We start from the raw sequence: 15185 nt of genomic DNA on the forward strand, positions 1-15185 counted from the left end.
CTAGTGAGGTGGTGAAAAGCCACAGCGGTGCGGGGAGAGGCAGCAATTCAATGGCTTGGTTTGGCAACAGTGAACACTCAAGCACTTGAAAAGATAGGCCCTATGTTCTGGCTAGGTTATCGATTCATTACGCGTCCAAAAATTAGCAATGGATGGTATTGAAATGAAACTGTTTTACAACGTAGAAGATAAACCTCCGGTGGGTGCCTCAATCTTATTGGCGTTGCAGCACATGCTGGCGGCGATGGGGGCGATTATTGCTGTGCCTTTGGTCGTTGGTAGTGCAATTGGCTTACCGACCGATCAGATGGTGATACTGGTGAATGCCGCACTGATGGTGTCGGGTGTAGTGACCATTATCCAATGTAAAGGGGTTGGTCCGGTTGGGATCCGCTTGCCTGTGGTCATGGGGACGAGCTTTACCTTTGTTGCCATTTCTATTTCTATCGGCCTTGATGCAGGTATTTCGGGTATTTTCGGCGCATCCCTGATTGGCTCGCTGGTGATGATCATCGGTAGCCGCTTCATGCCGCAAATCCGAAAACTGTTCCCGCCTGTGGTATCAGGTACGGTGGTGGTGTTAATTGGTTTGACCATTTTACCCGTATCTGTCGATTGGCTAGCTGGTGGCTTTGTCGGCCAGGAAGAATACGGTCAATTGAACAACCTAATGTTAGGTATGTTGGTACTGGTGGTGGTGATTGTCTTGTCGCAAGTTGGCAAGGGGCTGATCTCTGCGGCAGCCATTGTGATTGGCATGATGGTGGGTTACATCGTCGCGATGATGATGGGGATAGTGGACTTCACGCCGGTAAAAGACGCCAAGTTTTTTGCCCTACCCGAAGTGCTGCCGTTCGGTTTGGCCTTCACCGTGAGCGGTATCATCGGCATGTCGATAGCCTATCTGGTCACCATTATGGAATCGACAGGCGATTTTCTTGCCTTGAGCGATGCAACCCACACTAAGCTAACCGGTAAAAAGCTATCTAAGGGGATTTTGTGTGACGGGGTAGGGAGTGCGCTTGCCTCTGTATTTGGTGCCACGCCGTTTTCATCGTTCAGCCAGAATGTCGGTATTGTGTCTATCACCGGTGTTGCTAGCCGTCACGTGGTCGCAGTAACCGGGGTGATCATGCTATTTGCTGGCATGTTCCCGAAACTGGGGGGCTTGGTGGTCACCATTCCTTCTCCGGTACTGGGTGGCGCAGGCTTGGTGATGTTCGCGATGATCATCTCTGCGGGGATCGGCATTCTGTCACGGATTAATTTCACCAAGCGCAACATGCTTATTATCGCTGTCGGTGTGGCTTCGGGTATGTCGGTGACAGTTCGTTCCGAAATCCTGACTTATATGCCTGACTCCCTTCAAGTCATCCTTGGTTCGGGGATCACCACAGGATCACTGGTCGCGCTGGCGTTAAATATCATGCTAGGAATTAACCGTGCCGATGAAGCTGAAAGTGCCAAGGAAAAGCGCGAAGCACTCAAAGAGCAGATCAAAGAATGTGAAGCCTGTGATAAAGCACTGGCAGAAGAAGAGTTAGAACAAGCACGCCAGCAAGAAGGCAAGGCCCTGTAATAAAGCAAGGCCTAGACAAAAAATTTAAGCGTCAAATACAACAGAAGATAATAATCCCGCCACCGGGTGTCGGCATGACCCTACATTTTTTGCCGAGCAGTCTCCCGGTAGGCGAAGGACAAATTAGAGGTAGTTATGGAATATACCCAATCAATTAAAGCAATCAGGGCATCAATACTCGATATAGCGCAAGTTGTCGACAAGCCGGAAGAGATAGAGGAACAAGTTCGGTTTATCGAAGATGGCTTGATGTTGGTGGATAATGGTCATATCGAGTGGGTGGGACCATGGGAAGAAGGCAAGGACAAGATCCCGGCATCGGTAAGGATAAGGAGTTATCCGGGAAAAATCGTCATGCCTGGGTTTGTCGATACCCATATTCACTATCCGCAGGCTGAAATGGTCGGCGCTTATGGCGAGCAATTGCTAGAGTGGCTGAATAATTATACCTTCCCGACAGAAGCGCGTTACAAAGACAAAGATTACTCGCGTGAAATGTCGAAGTTCTTCGTGAAGCAATTATTGCGTAACGGTACCACCACCGCACTGGTGTTTGGCACCGTGCACCCTGAATCGGTGGATGCCTTGTTTGAGGAAGCAGAAAGCATCAACATGCGCATGATTGCCGGTAAGGTGATGATGGATCGCAATGCGCCGGATTACCTGCTTGATACCGCCGAAACAAGCTATACAGAAACCAAAGCGTTGATTGAAAAATGGCACAAGCGCGGTCGTTTACTTTACGCCATTACCCCACGCTTCGCGCCGACCTCTACTCCAGAGCAACTGGATATGGCGGGCCGCCTAAAACAAGAGTATCCAGATACTTACCTGCATACCCACCTTTGTGAGAACAAGAACGAAATTGCTTGGGTGAAAGAGCTTTACCCAGAGCAAGACGGTTATCTAGATGTCTATCACCACCACGGGTTGACGGGGGACAAGAGTGTATTTGCCCACTGTATCCACCTCGAAGACAAAGAGTGGGATTGTTTGAAGGAAACGGATTCGGCGGTCGCCTTCTGCCCGACTTCTAACCTGTACCTAGGTAGTGGCTTGTTTAAGTTGCAAGAGGCGTGGAAACGCAAAGTGAAAGTGGGAATGGGGACTGATATTGGCGCCGGCACCACCTTCAATATGCTGCAAACGCTGAACGAAGCCTACAAGGTGATGCAGTTGCAACAGCATCGTCTATCGGCGTTCGAGGCATTCTATCTTGCGACCTTGGGTGGGGCTAAGTCGTTGTCTCTAGACCATCAAATCGGCAACTTCGATATCGGCAAGGAAGCGGATTTCGTTATCGTCGACCCTTGCTCGACACCCTTGCAGCAACTTCGTTACGACAGTTCAAAAGACTTATCTGAAAAGATATTCATGCTGATGACACTGGGCGATGACCGTTGTATTTATCGCACTTATGTTGATGGACGCTTAGTTTACGAACGCGGCTAATTTTGTCCATTTTTGAAATATAAGTTTCTGACAATAAAGGGTAAGTGGCGCGTATAATCGCCGCCAATTTACCCGACCCCAGTTCTGGTTTTAAGGACATTGATGGGTTCCACGTGAACTGGGGATATATTGCTTAAAGTTAAGCCATTATTGCCCCCAGAAAAGCAAACGATTGCTACGGGCGGGTTGAGAGGAAGCTCAACGTTTACTAGGGCGGACAGGCAAAAGGCCTGACGCCATATTTTTACAAGGAATCACATCATGTCTGAAAATAGTTCGATTCATAATGAATCTACAGTGGTAGCAGATGACACACCCCGCAAAGGCGGGTTGGATGGGTATTTTAAAATTTCACAGCGCGGTAGCTCGGTGAAGCAAGAGGTCGTAGCGGGCCTGACGACTTTCCTTGCGATGGTCTATTCGGTCATCGTTGTGCCGAGTATGCTGGGCGCAGCAGGCTTTAACCAAGGTTCGGTATTTATCGCTACCTGTTTGGTTGCAGCATTCGGTTCTTTGCTGATGGGCCTTTGGGCTAACCTACCGATGGCCATCGGTTGTGCCATCTCCCTGACAGCATTCACTGCATTTAGCTTGGTCTTGGGGCAGGGCATCAGTATTCCAGTTGCGCTGGGCGCAGTGTTCCTAATGGGTGTGGTGTTCACGGCTATCACGGTAACCGGTGTACGTCAGTGGATACTGACTAACCTGCCGTATGGTATCGCTCATGGTACGGGTATCGGTATCGGTTTGTTCCTATTGCTGATTGCCGCTAACGGCGTTGGCATGGTGGTGCAAAACCCACATGACGGCCTGCCAGTTGCCTTGGGTGAGTTCACTTCTCTGCCTGTATTGATGTCTATCCTTGGTTTGGCAGCTATTTTCGGTCTTGAAAAACGTCGTGTACCGGGCGGTATTCTATTGGTGATCATCGCAATTTCTGTATTTGGTTTGATTTTCGACCCGAACGTGAAATTCCAAGGTCTATTCGCAATGCCAACCTTTGGCGGCGAAGGAGAATCACTACTGGGTAGCATGGATATCATGGGGGCGCTGAACCCGATTGTTATCCCAAGTGTGTTGGCGCTGGTAATGACGGCGATCTTTGATGCCACGGGTACTATCCGAGCGGTAGCAGGGCAGGCAAACCTACTGGATAAAGACAACCAAATTATCGATGGTGGTAAGGCTCTGACGTCTGACTCAGTCAGTAGTATTTTTGCGGGCTTCGTTGGTGGTGCCCCGGCAGCGGTATACATTGAGTCAGCAGCGGGTACTGCAGCGGGTGGTAAAACAGGTCTGACAGCGACGGTTGTGGGTGGCTTGTTCTTGCTAATGCTATTCCTTGCGCCTGTGAGCTACTTGGTACCGGCTTATGCAACAGCACCGGCACTGATGTACGTGGGTCTGCTTATGATGAGCAATGTTAGCAAGCTAGATATGTCAGACTCGGTTGATGCACTTTCTGGCATGATGTGTGCGGTATTTATCGTCCTAACCGGTAACATCGTAACAGGTATCATGCTTGGCTTTGCTTCATTGGTAATCGGTCGTGTGATTGCTGGTGAGCACAAGCGCTTGAATGCAGGTACAGTGATTATCGCTATCGTGCTCGTTGCATTCTATGCGGGGGGCTGGGCGATTTAAGCTCTCACGTGTTCTTATCGATGTTGAAAAGACGAGGTTGCTACCTCGTCTTTTTTTTGGCTGGGTGGTACTACTTCATCCAATCAATGATGAACGCTGCAATGGCTTCAGGTTGATTGAGATTAAGCTGGGGTAAATCACAATCTTTTGGCTCACCTTCGTCAGTAGCAAAGGCGATGATATGGCTATCATTTGGGTGTAATAGCGGCTTGCCGTAGCTAGGGCGGTGGATTTCAATCTTTGGAATCGGCTCTTCGCGAAACCCTTCCACCAAGATCAGATCAAGCTGGCTGTGGTCGAGTTGGGCAAGGCATTGCTGCAATTCGGGTTCATCACGCTCTGGCTCTGGGTATTCGAAGTAAAGCATATGCCTTTCTTTGGTAGCCAGTAAGGTTTGGGCACAACCGGCATGGCGCAAGCGGTAGCTGTCCTTTCCCGGTTTATCAGGATCGATGCTGTGGTGGCTATGTTTCACCAAGCCAATACGTATGCCACGCTGTTTTAAACAAGGAATAAGTTGTTCTAGTAGGGTTGTTTTGCCCGAGCCGCTGTATCCAGCAAAACCAAGAATAGGGGTCATGATTGCCATAGTTGTGTTGTTTCTGTCGGCGCAAAGTTTAATTGAACTGTCTACCGATCGCATTACAAATTCAGGGTAAAGTGTCTCAAAAGTGAGTGGCTCCAATTTTTTTCCATGCCAGTTCAACATTCCAGCTACATTTATTGTGTAGTTGGGTTGCATCTGCTATTACCAATTCAGGTGCAGCAATCTTTGCATCTCTGTGGTTCAGTGTTTTGACAGGAAGTCGTGGTTCTGAGCAACAGATCATCATCACCACATCAGGGAGAGTGCAATGTGGGCAACATTGGATTTTGAAGCATCCGGTCTTTCTGACCAGTCTTATCCTATTGAAGTTGGTTATTCCTTGCCTGACGGTACAGGCCACAGCCTGTTAATTAACCCGTTGACTGCCAGTGATGTTTGGCAGCATTGGGATGAGTATGCCGAGCAGGAAATTCATCAGATCACCCGTCAGGAACTGCACCATAGTGGCTTGCAAGTGGTAGAAGTTTGCCAGCATTTAAATGCCGTTTTGGGCAAATACGAGCAGGTTTTTTGCGACAGCCAGTGGGACCTATTTTGGCTCGGGCGTTTATATCATGCCGCGCATATGCGACCGTCATTTACCTTAACGGAAGTGGGTTTATGGCTGATGCAGAAAAATGGCATCCAACGGGCGCATTTTCAGCAAACCATGGCAGATTTGGGGCCGGCCAAGCACCGGGCCGAGTCTGATGCCAAGCAGATAAGGCAAGCGATTTACCAACTGATGGGATAAGTTTTCCTAATTAGGTAAGAAGGTTATCTTCCTGGTTCGCCTTGTGTAGAGTTTGGGGTATCGCTTATATTGTTTAGCGACTACCACGCCGCTTACTGTCAGGAATTGCTGTTGAAGACTCAAGCTTTTAATCAGCGCAGTGATACGTCACTCGCGCCATCACTTCGTGTTGCTGTTTTTAATGTTTCTATGTCTTTGCCCGAGGCCGGGGCGATAAGGCAGCAACTACTTGCACCTGACAACCCTCGCTTTTCAAAGCTCGCGGCGATTATCCAAAATCAGCGTCCTGATATTTTGATGCTGTGTGAGTTTGACCACCCTGGCAACGGTGGGGATGACGGCGCGTTGGCTGATTTTTGTCACCGTTACTTGGGCGTCGCCCAACATGATCAGCAGCCGATTGACTACCCCTACCGTTACTGCCCGCCGACCAATACCGGCCTAGCGTCTGAATACGATCTTGACGGTGATGGGGAAGTGACCTTGCCAAACGATGCGCATGGTTTTGGCGAGCATCATGGCCACTTTGGTTTTGTTATTTTGTCTCGCTTTCCCATTGTTCTTGATTCGGTTCGTAGCTGGCAGCATTTATTGTGGCAGTCATTGCCCGACAACCAAATGCCCGTGGGATATTACAGCGAAGCGGCGGTGTCTACGTTACGTTTATCGTCGAAGAATCATTTGTTGGTCCCAGTGAAAGTGGGGGACGAGGTTTTGCATTTGATTTGCGCTCATCCAACCCCGCCTGTTTTTGATGGCGATGAAAAGCGAAACGCCCGCCGCAACCACGATGAACTGAAACTGCTCCAGGCCATTATCGATGATGCAGCGTATCTAGTGGATGACAACGGGCATCAAGGTGGGCTAAAAGCGGACAGCAAGTTTGTGGTCTTGGGCGATTTAAATGCCGACAGGCAAGATGGTGATGGGATGAAGTCTGCCATTAGCGAGCTGCTATTTCATCCGCGAATTTACCGCAGTGTCGCGTCGGGACGAATGACACCTAAGAGCTTAGGTGGGCGCTTTCTGAGGCCTTGGCAAGCTCGCAAGGGGCGGGCAAGTGAGTGGACCCATATTTCTGGTTTAAGGCTTGATTATGTGTTGCCTTCAGCTAACTTGAATGTACTGCAATCTGGGGTGTTTTGGCCTGACAAGAAAGATGCCCTGCGGCATCTGATCACGGATGAGCGAGGGCGTGAGCGACCACAGGCTGGTTCCGACCACCGGATGGTGTCGGTAGATATTGCCCTTTAACATCGCATGAAAAGTCCTATTTAATGGAATGGTTGTTGTTGATTTTCTGACCTAAGCTTTTACCAAAGCAAAACAAAACAGGGAGTTAATGATGCCAGATTCATTGAAGCCTCTTGGTGGGGAAGGGTTGCGCGGTCAAAGTGCGGGAACCACCGCCTTATGTACGGTGGGTAAAACCGGTACCGGTTTGACTTATCGCGGTTATGATATTTCTGATCTTGCTGCGCATGCTGAGTTCGAGGAAGTCGCCTATTTATTGTTAAAGGGTAAGTTGCCGACCCAAGCAGAACTCACCAATTACAAAACCAAGTTAATTTCCTACCGTGGCTTGCCGTTAGCCCTAAAGCAGGTGCTTGAGCAGATCCCAGCGGATGCCCATCCGATGGATGTGATGCGAACAGGTTGCTCGATGTTGGGCAACCTTGAGCAGGAGCATGGCTTCGCAGAAGAGTATGACAAGGCAGATCGCTTGTTAGCTTTGCTGCCTGCCATTATCTGTTACTGGTATCGTTATAGCCATCATGGTGAGCGCATCGAGACCTATTGCGACCAAGATAGCATTGGGGGCTATTTTCTTCGGATGCTAACGGGTGAGTCGCCATCTGAGTTACATAAGCAGGTGATGCATTGCTCGCTGATCTTATATGCTGAACATGAATTCAATGCGTCGACTTTCGCCGCAAGGGTTTGTGCTTCTACCTTGTCTGATATTTATTCCTGCGTCTGCGCTGCCATCGGGACATTGCGTGGCCCATTGCATGGCGGTGCAAACGAAGCGGCGATGGAAATGATTGAGCAGTGGCATACGCCCGATGAAGCTGAAGCCGGTATTTTGCAGATGCTCGAAAATAAAGAGAAGATCATGGGGTTTGGCCATGCGATTTACCGCGAGTCAGATCCCCGAAATGCGTTGATCAAGGTATGGTCTGAAAAGCTATCGCAGCAAGCCAATGATCCTCAGCTCTATGCTATTTCTGAGCGGGTAGAATCTGTTATGAAGCGGGAAAAGAACTTGTTCTGTAATGCGGACTTCTTCCATGCTTCGGCATATCATTTTATGGGGATCCCAACGAAATTGTTTACCCCTATTTTTGTTATGAGCCGGGTAACAGGCTGGGCGGCACATGTGTTCGAGCAGCGGGATCATAACCGGATCATCAGGCCGAGTGCCGACTATATCGGCCCAGATCATCAAGACTGGCTACCGATAGAAGAAAGGTAAGGAAAATAAAAGACAAATGCAGCAACTCTATCTACTGGCACCTGCCAATGAAAGTCTGTCGCAGCCTGACGTTCAAGCAACAGGTTGGCAGAGCATCACGGATGGGCAACTCTTGTGGTTGCCCCAGTTTTTCTCACCTTCAGAAGCGGATCGTTTATACCGGGAGCTGGATTCCAGCTTGGCATGGCAGCAGTTGCCCATTCAGATGTTTGGTCGCCAAGTGCTGCAGCCCCGCTTACAGGCATGGTGCGGTGATGCCGTGTACCAGTATTCTGGCTTAACGATGCACCCAGATCCTTGGACACCGGCACTGGTTGATATTAAATCCAGGCTTCAATCTACACTAGGCCGAGACTTTAACTCAGTACTGGCCAATAAATACCGCGATGGTCGTGATTACATGGGCTGGCATCAAGATAACGAGCCAGAGTTGGGGCATCAGCCTGTTATTGCTTCTGTCAGTTTGGGAGAGGAAAGGCGGTTTGTGCTAAAGCACCTCGCAACAGGTGAAAAGCGTGAATATGCCTTATCCCATGGTTCGCTGCTTGTGATGGCTGGTGCATTGCAAACCCATTGGCTGCATTCTGTGCCCAAGACGCAACGTCCTAAAAAATCGAGGATAAACTTAACATTCCGCACAATTATTTAACCAAACGCTGACTTGGTTTATCATAGATTCTGTTAGCGTAATTATGCGTGTACAGAATATAGGGACATAGGTAATGTTGTTGAACAAGCAAAAACGGAATACGTTACTTTCAGTCGGCATGTTTTTTTCAGTGGCGGTAGTGCCTGCCGCTATCATTCCTGCGGCACCGGCTTTTGCTGCTCAGGCCAGCGACAGCCAGGTCAGCGATAGTCAAGTTCAGGCCGAGACTCTTCCTAGTTATCAGCAAGATGCTGAACTCATAAAGCAAACGTTTGAAAGCCAGCTCTATACCTTACCGGCATTCAAAATGGGCCATTACGGACTACGCATGTACCGTCAAACCCAAGATCATAAATATGAAGCAGCGGTATGGGCAGATATGGCGCGGGTTGCGAGCCGTCTAAATTACTTTGCAACCGAAGTGCATACCCCCGAACAAATCAAGGCCTATTCTGCTGAGCGTATTGCCCGGTACGATAAGAAAAAAGATGTACGCAGTGACCTACGCTACGAAGAGACGATTGATCAACCAGAGTACTTGTACCTCGGCGTTGATTTGTTGGGCTCGATGGCACGGGCGAATGAATATGGCCTAAAACACCGAGAGGACGAAAAGCTACGCCAGGTCATTCGACGCTATGATTTTAAGGCGTTTGCTACCGACCATGGCTTGATCCGAGCTTGGGCGGCGCAATTGGCTAACCAAGTCTACTGGTTGCAGCAACTGGGCGAGCAAGATGTGGTGGCTGAGTTTATCGAGGCGTTTAAAGCCACTTACCCAGATAGCCAAGATGAGCAACTGACTGATCAGCAGTTCATGAACAAGATCTACGGGATGACCCATATTATTTTTGCGGCTGCCGAATACTATCAGCACTCGGTTAATGAAGCAGACTTCCAGTGGATCTACGACTATTACCGCGACAATGTTGAGCAGATCCTAGCGCGTTCCAAGGAGGATGTGCTGGCAGAGGTGGGTATTAACTTTTTGCTAGCAGGGCTTGAGGACGATCCTGTGGTTGAAAAAATGCGCAAGGCGATCCAACAGTCGATTGATCGTGAAGCAGGCATGGTACCGGCCGTGAACGGTAGCACTGATCTTGAAGACGGCGAGCACCGTAATGTGTTGGCAATCATGCTGCTGGACTGGAAAGGGGCGAGGGAAGTTCCAACCATTAACCGGGACCCGGAGATGTTTTCCAGCATTCCGTATGGTTTGGTCCGTCAATAATTCAAAGACAGTGACCTAAATTGATACAACGAAGCCCTGACTATTCAGGGCTTTGTCGTATTTGAACTTGGTACTTGAGAGTTGTCGCTGAGAGAGGTGTTGTATTTGTTGATGAGCGCAACGATTAGAAGTACTTACCGTGGATACTGTTCACATCAAACGTTTGGATTTTCATTGTTGGTGACCAATAAACCGCATTCCAACCGGCTTTGATTTTAAGCTGGCGGATGAAATCAACGGGTTTCGGTAGGCTTTCCCATACCTGCGGCAAGAACAGGGCCTGCTGGTGGTTATCAGACAGAATCACCCCGACCTTGTTTGTCGCCAGGTAGTCGAGTAGCTCTTGCTCTGATTGCACAGCCAGTGGTTTAGGCTTAGAAAGCACCGAGACTTCAATGGTCAGGCTATCCAGTTGCTCCTCGACAAGGGGCATGAAGCGGCGATCTTGGTATGCACTGGCCCTTGCCTTATTGTGCACTTCCAGCACTAGAGGGGAATGGGCAACAGTGGTGCCCAAACAGCCTTGCAGTTGGCCGTCGACTTTGAGGGTAACAAAGCAAGCACCCGGTTCGATAAGTTTTTTACCGTAAAGATCTAACTGGGGTGCCTGAGGCATTTGCTCGGAAAAGTGGCCTCGTATTGCCTCACGGGCAATATCAAGTAATTGGGTTAGTTCACCTTTATTAAGGTTCTGATACAAGGTAGCTGACATATCCTACGACTCTCTCCTTATCTCCGACTTTGGTATCGCCGGAGTTGATTAATGCTTTTCGGGTAAGTTGATATCCCCTTTTTTTGGCAAGTAATAACAATGTATTGATGCCGGTTGAACCACATGCTTGTTCTGGTGTTAATGATGGTTCATAACGTTCAATGAGATTACACGTATGGCTATCAATATGTTGCGCATCTTTATAGGAATGAAAATGGCTAAGGTCGCTACTGACTACCAGTAAACAGTTATCTTCTTGCCATAACTTATCGATGAGCGTTGCCACCTTGGCTGGCGACACATTGCTGGTTAATAGCGGTAATAGGGTAAAATCGTTTAAACAGGTTTGCAGAAAAGGCAATTGCACTTCGAGGCTATGCTCCAGTGCGTGTACTTGTTCTGATACTTCAATATCTTCTATTTCTCGCAGCTTTTCAACAGATTGTGTGTCTATGGCTACTCTGCCTAAAGGTGTTTCGAAATAGTCGGCTGCTGGAAGGGCGCAACCTCGGAAATAATGGCGATGGCTGGGGCCGATAAGAATGACTTTCTTGATGCGGTCTGCCTGACTGTTAAGGTATTGATAGGCTTGGGCAGCGACGGCACCAGAGAACACATATCCAGCATGCGGCACAATTAAAGCGCGAATGGGTTGATCGCAGCTCTCAGGTTGAGAAAGCCAACCGGTTAATTGCTGTTGAAGCTGTTCGGGGGAGTGGGTGTAAAACCGGCCCGCCACCGCTGGATGACGAATACGCATAAAAAACCTATCAGATTAGCCGCGACAATTTTTAATTTCCTATACTTGAGTATAGAAAAGGAATACTCAATTGGGTGAATAAGATGCGCGCACCTCCACAGTTTTATCCAACAAAATATTGGCATCAGCTCGATGATGGTCGAGTTGTGTGCGATTTGTGCCCACGGCACTGTCGGCTACGTGATGGAAAACGTGGCGCTTGCTTTGTTCGGCAGGCGCATGACGGTGAAATTGTCCTGACCAGTTACGGCCGTTCGAGCGGCTTTTGTATCGACCCGATAGAGAAGAAGCCCCTCAACCATTTCTACCCCGGCAGTTCGGTATTGTCGTTTGGTACTGCGGGGTGCAACCTAGGTTGTAAGTTCTGCCAGAACTGGAATATCAGTAAATCACGGCAAATAGATACCTTGGGTTCATCGGCGATGCCTGAGCAGCTGGCGCAAGCGGCGAAACGGTATAACTGCGATAGCATCGCTTTTACCTACAACGACCCGGTTATTTTCCTTGAATATGCCGTCGATGCGGCGCAAGCCTGTCGTGAGCAGGGCATAAACAGTGTTGCTGTGAGCGCCGGTTATATTACAGACCAAGCCAGACCGGACTTTTTCCGTCACATGGACGCGGCTAATATCGATTTGAAAGCGTTTACCGAGCGCTTCTATCACAAGATTTGCAGTGGCCATTTGGCACCCGTCCTCGACACATTGCTGTACCTTCGCCATGAAACCAATGTTTGGTTTGAAATTACTACCCTGTTGATCCCGGATGAAAATGACAGCAATGAGGAGCTAGAAGCGCTGTCTAAATGGGTGTATGACAACTTAGGGCCAGATATTCCCATTCACTTCAGTGCGTTCCATCCTGATTTCAAAATGATGGATAAATCACGTACGCCACCGGAAACGGTCAAACGTGCCCGTGAAATAGCAGTGAAGAATGGCCTGAATTATGCCTATGTCGGTAATATTTTTGATGAGAAGGGCGACAGTACCTACTGCCCAAGTTGTAAGCAGAAAGTGTTGTCGCGCAATTGGTACGAATTGGGCGACTGTCATTTAACGGGGCAGGGGAAGTGTAAGCACTGTGGTTACCAAATCGCTGGACGCTATGCCCGCCGCGAGAAGGCGTTTGGCAGGAAACGTATTCCTATCAAGATTGGTTAGTAACTTGGGTATATATATAACTATTAGAGTGAAGTTATAACGCCAAAAAATTGCGGCAGGGTTAGCTTTCGATTATCTTAGCGTGCAGAGTTAACCTGAAAAAGTGAAGAACCATGTCTGAAATGACAATTGAACAACTATCAAGCTACCAAAACCTTGTTGTTACCCAACCAAACTGCCCATTTTGCGTAAGAGCAAAAGCCATTCTTGATGAGCGTGGTACTGAATACACGACGCTGGTACTAGGCCAAGATTTGCCGAAAACCATGATGGTTGATTTTATCGAGCAAACCACGGGTAACCTAGTGCGAACTGTGCCTCAAATCATTCTAGATGGCCAATACATTGGTGGTCATGACGATCTGGTTGCTTTCCTTGAGCGTCAAGTAGAAGGTGATGCTTTCGGTGGTTTCGAACTATAATTCAAACCGAAGCACAAACAGTTTCTCTTAAAACAAAGGCAGCAATTTCGCTGCCTTTATTGTTTTTGATCTGAGTTAAACCTTTCTTTAATAGGCAAGTTATCTTTGTCGGTTCTGGTAAAATACGGCTTAGTTGTGGTGGGTATTACCAGCAAAATGGAGTTCGGGCTTTGGGTTATCAAATTTTACTTTTCGTGTTGTTGCTAGTCGCTGCAGGCCTATTACTGGCAAGGCATTCGTATCGTTACCACAACAAAGTGACTCCCACCTTTATCTGCCTATTCGGCCTTGTCTCAGTGCTATCTGTAGGCACGTATGCCTATTTGGGTAACAGCAAGTCTGATACTCAGGTGATAACGGCACAGCCAATGCCGGACGAGCACGCGGGTGATGACATGGCATCGATGAGTGCATCAGAACTAAACCAGAAACGCATTGAAGAAATTCAGGACAAGTTGCGGGAAGACACTCAGAATGGCGAGCTATGGTATGCACTCGGCAACGCTTATATGTACGTTTCACAGTTTGAAAATGCCAGCAAAGCCTTTTTCTATGCCTCGAAGTTAGCCGAAACGCCTCAAGCCAATATTTACTCAGCCATGGCGACGGCGAGTTACTACAGCGAAGGCCAGCGTTTTAATGTACAGAGCCAACAGTGGCTAGAGACGGCGCTTTCCCTTGATGAAGATAACGTGCCTGCGTTGATGTTACAGGCTACGGATTACTTTCTTACCGCGCGATACCAGCGAGCTATCGATAGTTGGCAGCAAGTACTGGACACGCAACGCACCGATATTAACCGTGTTGAGTTAATCAATGCCATCAATCGGGCAAAAGATCTGCTTTAGGCCGTCTTTTGCTGGTTTAGCTCTTTGTTTCAGGGAAGTGGTGATAAGTGAATGGCCACTCGGGCCATTCTAACAGCTATTGGTGTCGGCGGATCTGGTAGCGAACGGCCAGGAACAAAATCAACAGGATTAGCGGAAACAGCAGGTCAGGCTCAGGGATCACATTTAGCGCGTTATTCACAGGGGTAACACTGACATTATCGATGAGGTTACCCAGCGTCCCATCGTTATTGGAGGTAAAGCGCAGGGTGGTCAGCGAACTGTCAGCGGTGAACATCCCAGAGTAGGTCCGCCAACTGAAGCGGGTATGATCATCTAGCTGGTAATCTAACAAGGTGTTATCGCCCGTCACACTAACGTTGAAGCTCTCGTTTCTGTTTCTTCGGGCAGCATAATCAAAGCTCAACTGATACAAAGCGTTTTCAATGGTATTGAACGTTTGAAAGATAGAAAACTTGTCTCCTTGGTTAGGGTGAGCATTCAATTCGGCATGCTGCTCACCGTCACTGGCTTCAAAGCCAAACAATGAATCCCAAATTTCGACATTGTCGCCTTGCCATCCTAGCCCCGTTGCTCTTGGTGTCCCAGGGACAAAGTAGCTCCAGCGCCCGTCTCTAACGTCGATATCTTCGAAACTACCATTGATGATAAGGTTAGCTTGTGATGAAAAACTAAATACCAGACTAAAAGCCAATACCAGCTTTAATGCAGAATTTGTTACCCAACGCATAATCACTCCCTGAGTATGAGATGTGTTGTTTATGATCTTCACGTAAAGTGTGGTCAATGGATCACGATATGACAAATTTGTGCTCTTTAAGGTGACACAATTTGCGACGTTGATTAGGTTAGGAGTCTGAAGTGACTATCGCGGGAAATTAACAACAGAAGTTAATTGGAACTGGTAAG

The 15185-nt window shown here is 48.4% G+C and carries 15 protein-coding genes; 11 read left to right on the forward strand and 4 right to left on the reverse strand.

The window, feature by feature from the left end:
* Window positions 1-163: 163 nt before the first annotated feature.
* The 3 genes from C9I98_RS18830 to C9I98_RS18840 all read left to right on the forward strand — a co-directional run bounded on the left by C9I98_RS18830 (window position 164) and on the right by C9I98_RS18840 (window position 4675).
* On the forward strand, window positions 164-1579 hold the full coding sequence (locus tag C9I98_RS18830; protein ID WP_107272366.1) for a nucleobase:cation symporter-2 family protein: 1416 nt from the start codon (window positions 164-166) through the stop codon (window positions 1577-1579).
* Between the two features lie 135 nt (window positions 1580-1714).
* Window positions 1715-3031 (forward strand): guanine deaminase, encoded by a 1317-nt coding sequence (gene guaD / locus C9I98_RS18835; RefSeq protein WP_036818661.1) that lies wholly within the window; start codon window positions 1715-1717, stop codon window positions 3029-3031.
* 261 nt (window positions 3032-3292) lie between these two features.
* Window positions 3293-4675, forward strand: coding sequence for an NCS2 family permease (locus tag C9I98_RS18840; RefSeq protein ID WP_036818663.1), 1383 nt, complete (start codon window positions 3293-3295; stop codon window positions 4673-4675).
* Between the two features lie 70 nt (window positions 4676-4745).
* Here the strand turns inward: C9I98_RS18840 and mobB are convergent, their stop codons facing one another.
* Complete coding sequence (gene mobB, locus C9I98_RS18845; RefSeq protein WP_051901993.1) at window positions 4746-5255, reverse strand: molybdopterin-guanine dinucleotide biosynthesis protein B; 510 nt, start codon at window positions 5253-5255, stop codon at window positions 4746-4748.
* Window positions 5256-5529: 274 nt separating this feature from the next.
* Between mobB and C9I98_RS18850 the strand changes: the two genes are divergently transcribed.
* From C9I98_RS18850 to C9I98_RS18870, 5 genes are all read left to right on the forward strand, one after another.
* A complete protein-coding gene (locus C9I98_RS18850; RefSeq protein WP_036818668.1) occupies window positions 5530-6015 on the forward strand; it encodes a hypothetical protein in 486 nt (161 codons plus the stop codon).
* A 189-nt stretch (window positions 6016-6204) separates the two neighbouring features.
* The gene (locus C9I98_RS18855; RefSeq protein ID WP_036818674.1) at window positions 6205-7269 is read left to right on the forward strand and encodes an endonuclease/exonuclease/phosphatase family protein; all 1065 of its coding nucleotides are present in this window, start codon (window positions 6205-6207) and stop codon (window positions 7267-7269) included.
* Between the two features lie 91 nt (window positions 7270-7360).
* Window positions 7361-8491, forward strand: a complete 1131-nt coding sequence (prpC, locus tag C9I98_RS18860) for a bifunctional 2-methylcitrate synthase/citrate synthase (protein ID WP_107272342.1) — start codon at window positions 7361-7363, stop codon at window positions 8489-8491.
* A gap of 16 nt (window positions 8492-8507) precedes the next feature.
* Complete coding sequence (locus C9I98_RS18865) at window positions 8508-9140, forward strand: alpha-ketoglutarate-dependent dioxygenase AlkB family protein (protein ID WP_107272343.1); 633 nt, start codon at window positions 8508-8510, stop codon at window positions 9138-9140.
* Between the two features lie 118 nt (window positions 9141-9258).
* Window positions 9259-10371 carry a DUF3541 domain-containing protein gene (locus C9I98_RS18870; RefSeq protein ID WP_081878947.1) on the forward strand — a complete coding sequence of 371 codons (1113 nt, stop codon included), beginning with the start codon at window positions 9259-9261 and terminating at the stop codon, window positions 10369-10371.
* A gap of 124 nt (window positions 10372-10495) precedes the next feature.
* Here the strand turns inward: C9I98_RS18870 and amrA are convergent, their stop codons facing one another.
* On the reverse strand, window positions 10496-11083 hold the full coding sequence (gene amrA / locus C9I98_RS18875) for an AmmeMemoRadiSam system protein A (protein WP_036822410.1): 588 nt from the start codon (window positions 11081-11083) through the stop codon (window positions 10496-10498).
* On the reverse strand, window positions 11055-11843 hold the full coding sequence (gene amrB, locus C9I98_RS18880; RefSeq protein WP_036822413.1) for an AmmeMemoRadiSam system protein B: 789 nt from the start codon (window positions 11841-11843) through the stop codon (window positions 11055-11057). The genes amrA and amrB overlap by 29 nt, the downstream gene beginning before the upstream one ends.
* An 83-nt stretch (window positions 11844-11926) precedes the next feature.
* On the opposite strand from amrB, the gene amrS reads away from it, so the two are divergent.
* The 3 genes from amrS to C9I98_RS18895 all read left to right on the forward strand — a co-directional run bounded on the left by amrS (window position 11927) and on the right by C9I98_RS18895 (window position 14276).
* A complete protein-coding gene (amrS, locus tag C9I98_RS18885) occupies window positions 11927-13006 on the forward strand; it encodes an AmmeMemoRadiSam system radical SAM enzyme (protein ID WP_107272344.1) in 1080 nt (359 codons plus the stop codon).
* A 113-nt stretch (window positions 13007-13119) separates the two neighbouring features.
* On the forward strand, window positions 13120-13428 hold the full coding sequence (locus C9I98_RS18890; RefSeq protein WP_036822369.1) for a glutaredoxin domain-containing protein: 309 nt from the start codon (window positions 13120-13122) through the stop codon (window positions 13426-13428).
* Between the two features lie 170 nt (window positions 13429-13598).
* On the forward strand, window positions 13599-14276 hold the full coding sequence (locus tag C9I98_RS18895) for a TPR domain-containing protein (protein WP_036822366.1): 678 nt from the start codon (window positions 13599-13601) through the stop codon (window positions 14274-14276).
* Between the two features lie 76 nt (window positions 14277-14352).
* On the opposite strand, the gene C9I98_RS18900 is transcribed toward C9I98_RS18895, so the two are convergent.
* Complete coding sequence (locus tag C9I98_RS18900; RefSeq protein ID WP_036822363.1) at window positions 14353-15006, reverse strand: DUF642 domain-containing protein; 654 nt, start codon at window positions 15004-15006, stop codon at window positions 14353-14355.
* Window positions 15007-15185: the final 179 nt, after the last annotated feature.

It is taken from the genome of Photobacterium sanctipauli (assembly GCF_003026495.1).
GTDB classification, from domain to species: domain Bacteria; phylum Pseudomonadota; class Gammaproteobacteria; order Enterobacterales; family Vibrionaceae; genus Photobacterium; species Photobacterium sanctipauli.

What these genes read in the sequence shown, in the direction of transcription:
- C9I98_RS18830 (WP_107272366.1), top strand. Translation starts at nt 164, where the DNA reads ATGAAACTGTTTTACAACGTAGAAGATAAACCTCCGGTGGGTGCCTCA.
- guaD (WP_036818661.1), top strand. Translation starts at nt 1,715, where the DNA reads ATGGAATATACCCAATCAATTAAAGCAATCAGGGCATCAATACTCGAT.
- C9I98_RS18840 (WP_036818663.1), top strand. Translation starts at nt 3,293, where the DNA reads ATGTCTGAAAATAGTTCGATTCATAATGAATCTACAGTGGTAGCAGAT.
- mobB (WP_051901993.1), bottom strand. Translation starts at nt 5,255, where the DNA reads ATGACCCCTATTCTTGGTTTTGCTGGATACAGCGGCTCGGGCAAAACA.
- C9I98_RS18850 (WP_036818668.1), top strand. Translation starts at nt 5,530, where the DNA reads ATGTGGGCAACATTGGATTTTGAAGCATCCGGTCTTTCTGACCAGTCT.
- C9I98_RS18855 (WP_036818674.1), top strand. Translation starts at nt 6,205, where the DNA reads ATGTCTTTGCCCGAGGCCGGGGCGATAAGGCAGCAACTACTTGCACCT.
- prpC (WP_107272342.1), top strand. Translation starts at nt 7,361, where the DNA reads ATGCCAGATTCATTGAAGCCTCTTGGTGGGGAAGGGTTGCGCGGTCAA.
- C9I98_RS18865 (WP_107272343.1), top strand. Translation starts at nt 8,508, where the DNA reads ATGCAGCAACTCTATCTACTGGCACCTGCCAATGAAAGTCTGTCGCAG.
- C9I98_RS18870 (WP_081878947.1), top strand. Translation starts at nt 9,259, where the DNA reads ATGTTTTTTTCAGTGGCGGTAGTGCCTGCCGCTATCATTCCTGCGGCA.
- amrA (WP_036822410.1), bottom strand. Translation starts at nt 11,083, where the DNA reads ATGTCAGCTACCTTGTATCAGAACCTTAATAAAGGTGAACTAACCCAA.
- amrB (WP_036822413.1), bottom strand. Translation starts at nt 11,843, where the DNA reads ATGCGTATTCGTCATCCAGCGGTGGCGGGCCGGTTTTACACCCACTCC.
- amrS (WP_107272344.1), top strand. Translation starts at nt 11,927, where the DNA reads ATGCGCGCACCTCCACAGTTTTATCCAACAAAATATTGGCATCAGCTC.
- C9I98_RS18890 (WP_036822369.1), top strand. Translation starts at nt 13,120, where the DNA reads ATGTCTGAAATGACAATTGAACAACTATCAAGCTACCAAAACCTTGTT.
- C9I98_RS18900 (WP_036822363.1), bottom strand. Translation starts at nt 15,006, where the DNA reads ATGCGTTGGGTAACAAATTCTGCATTAAAGCTGGTATTGGCTTTTAGT.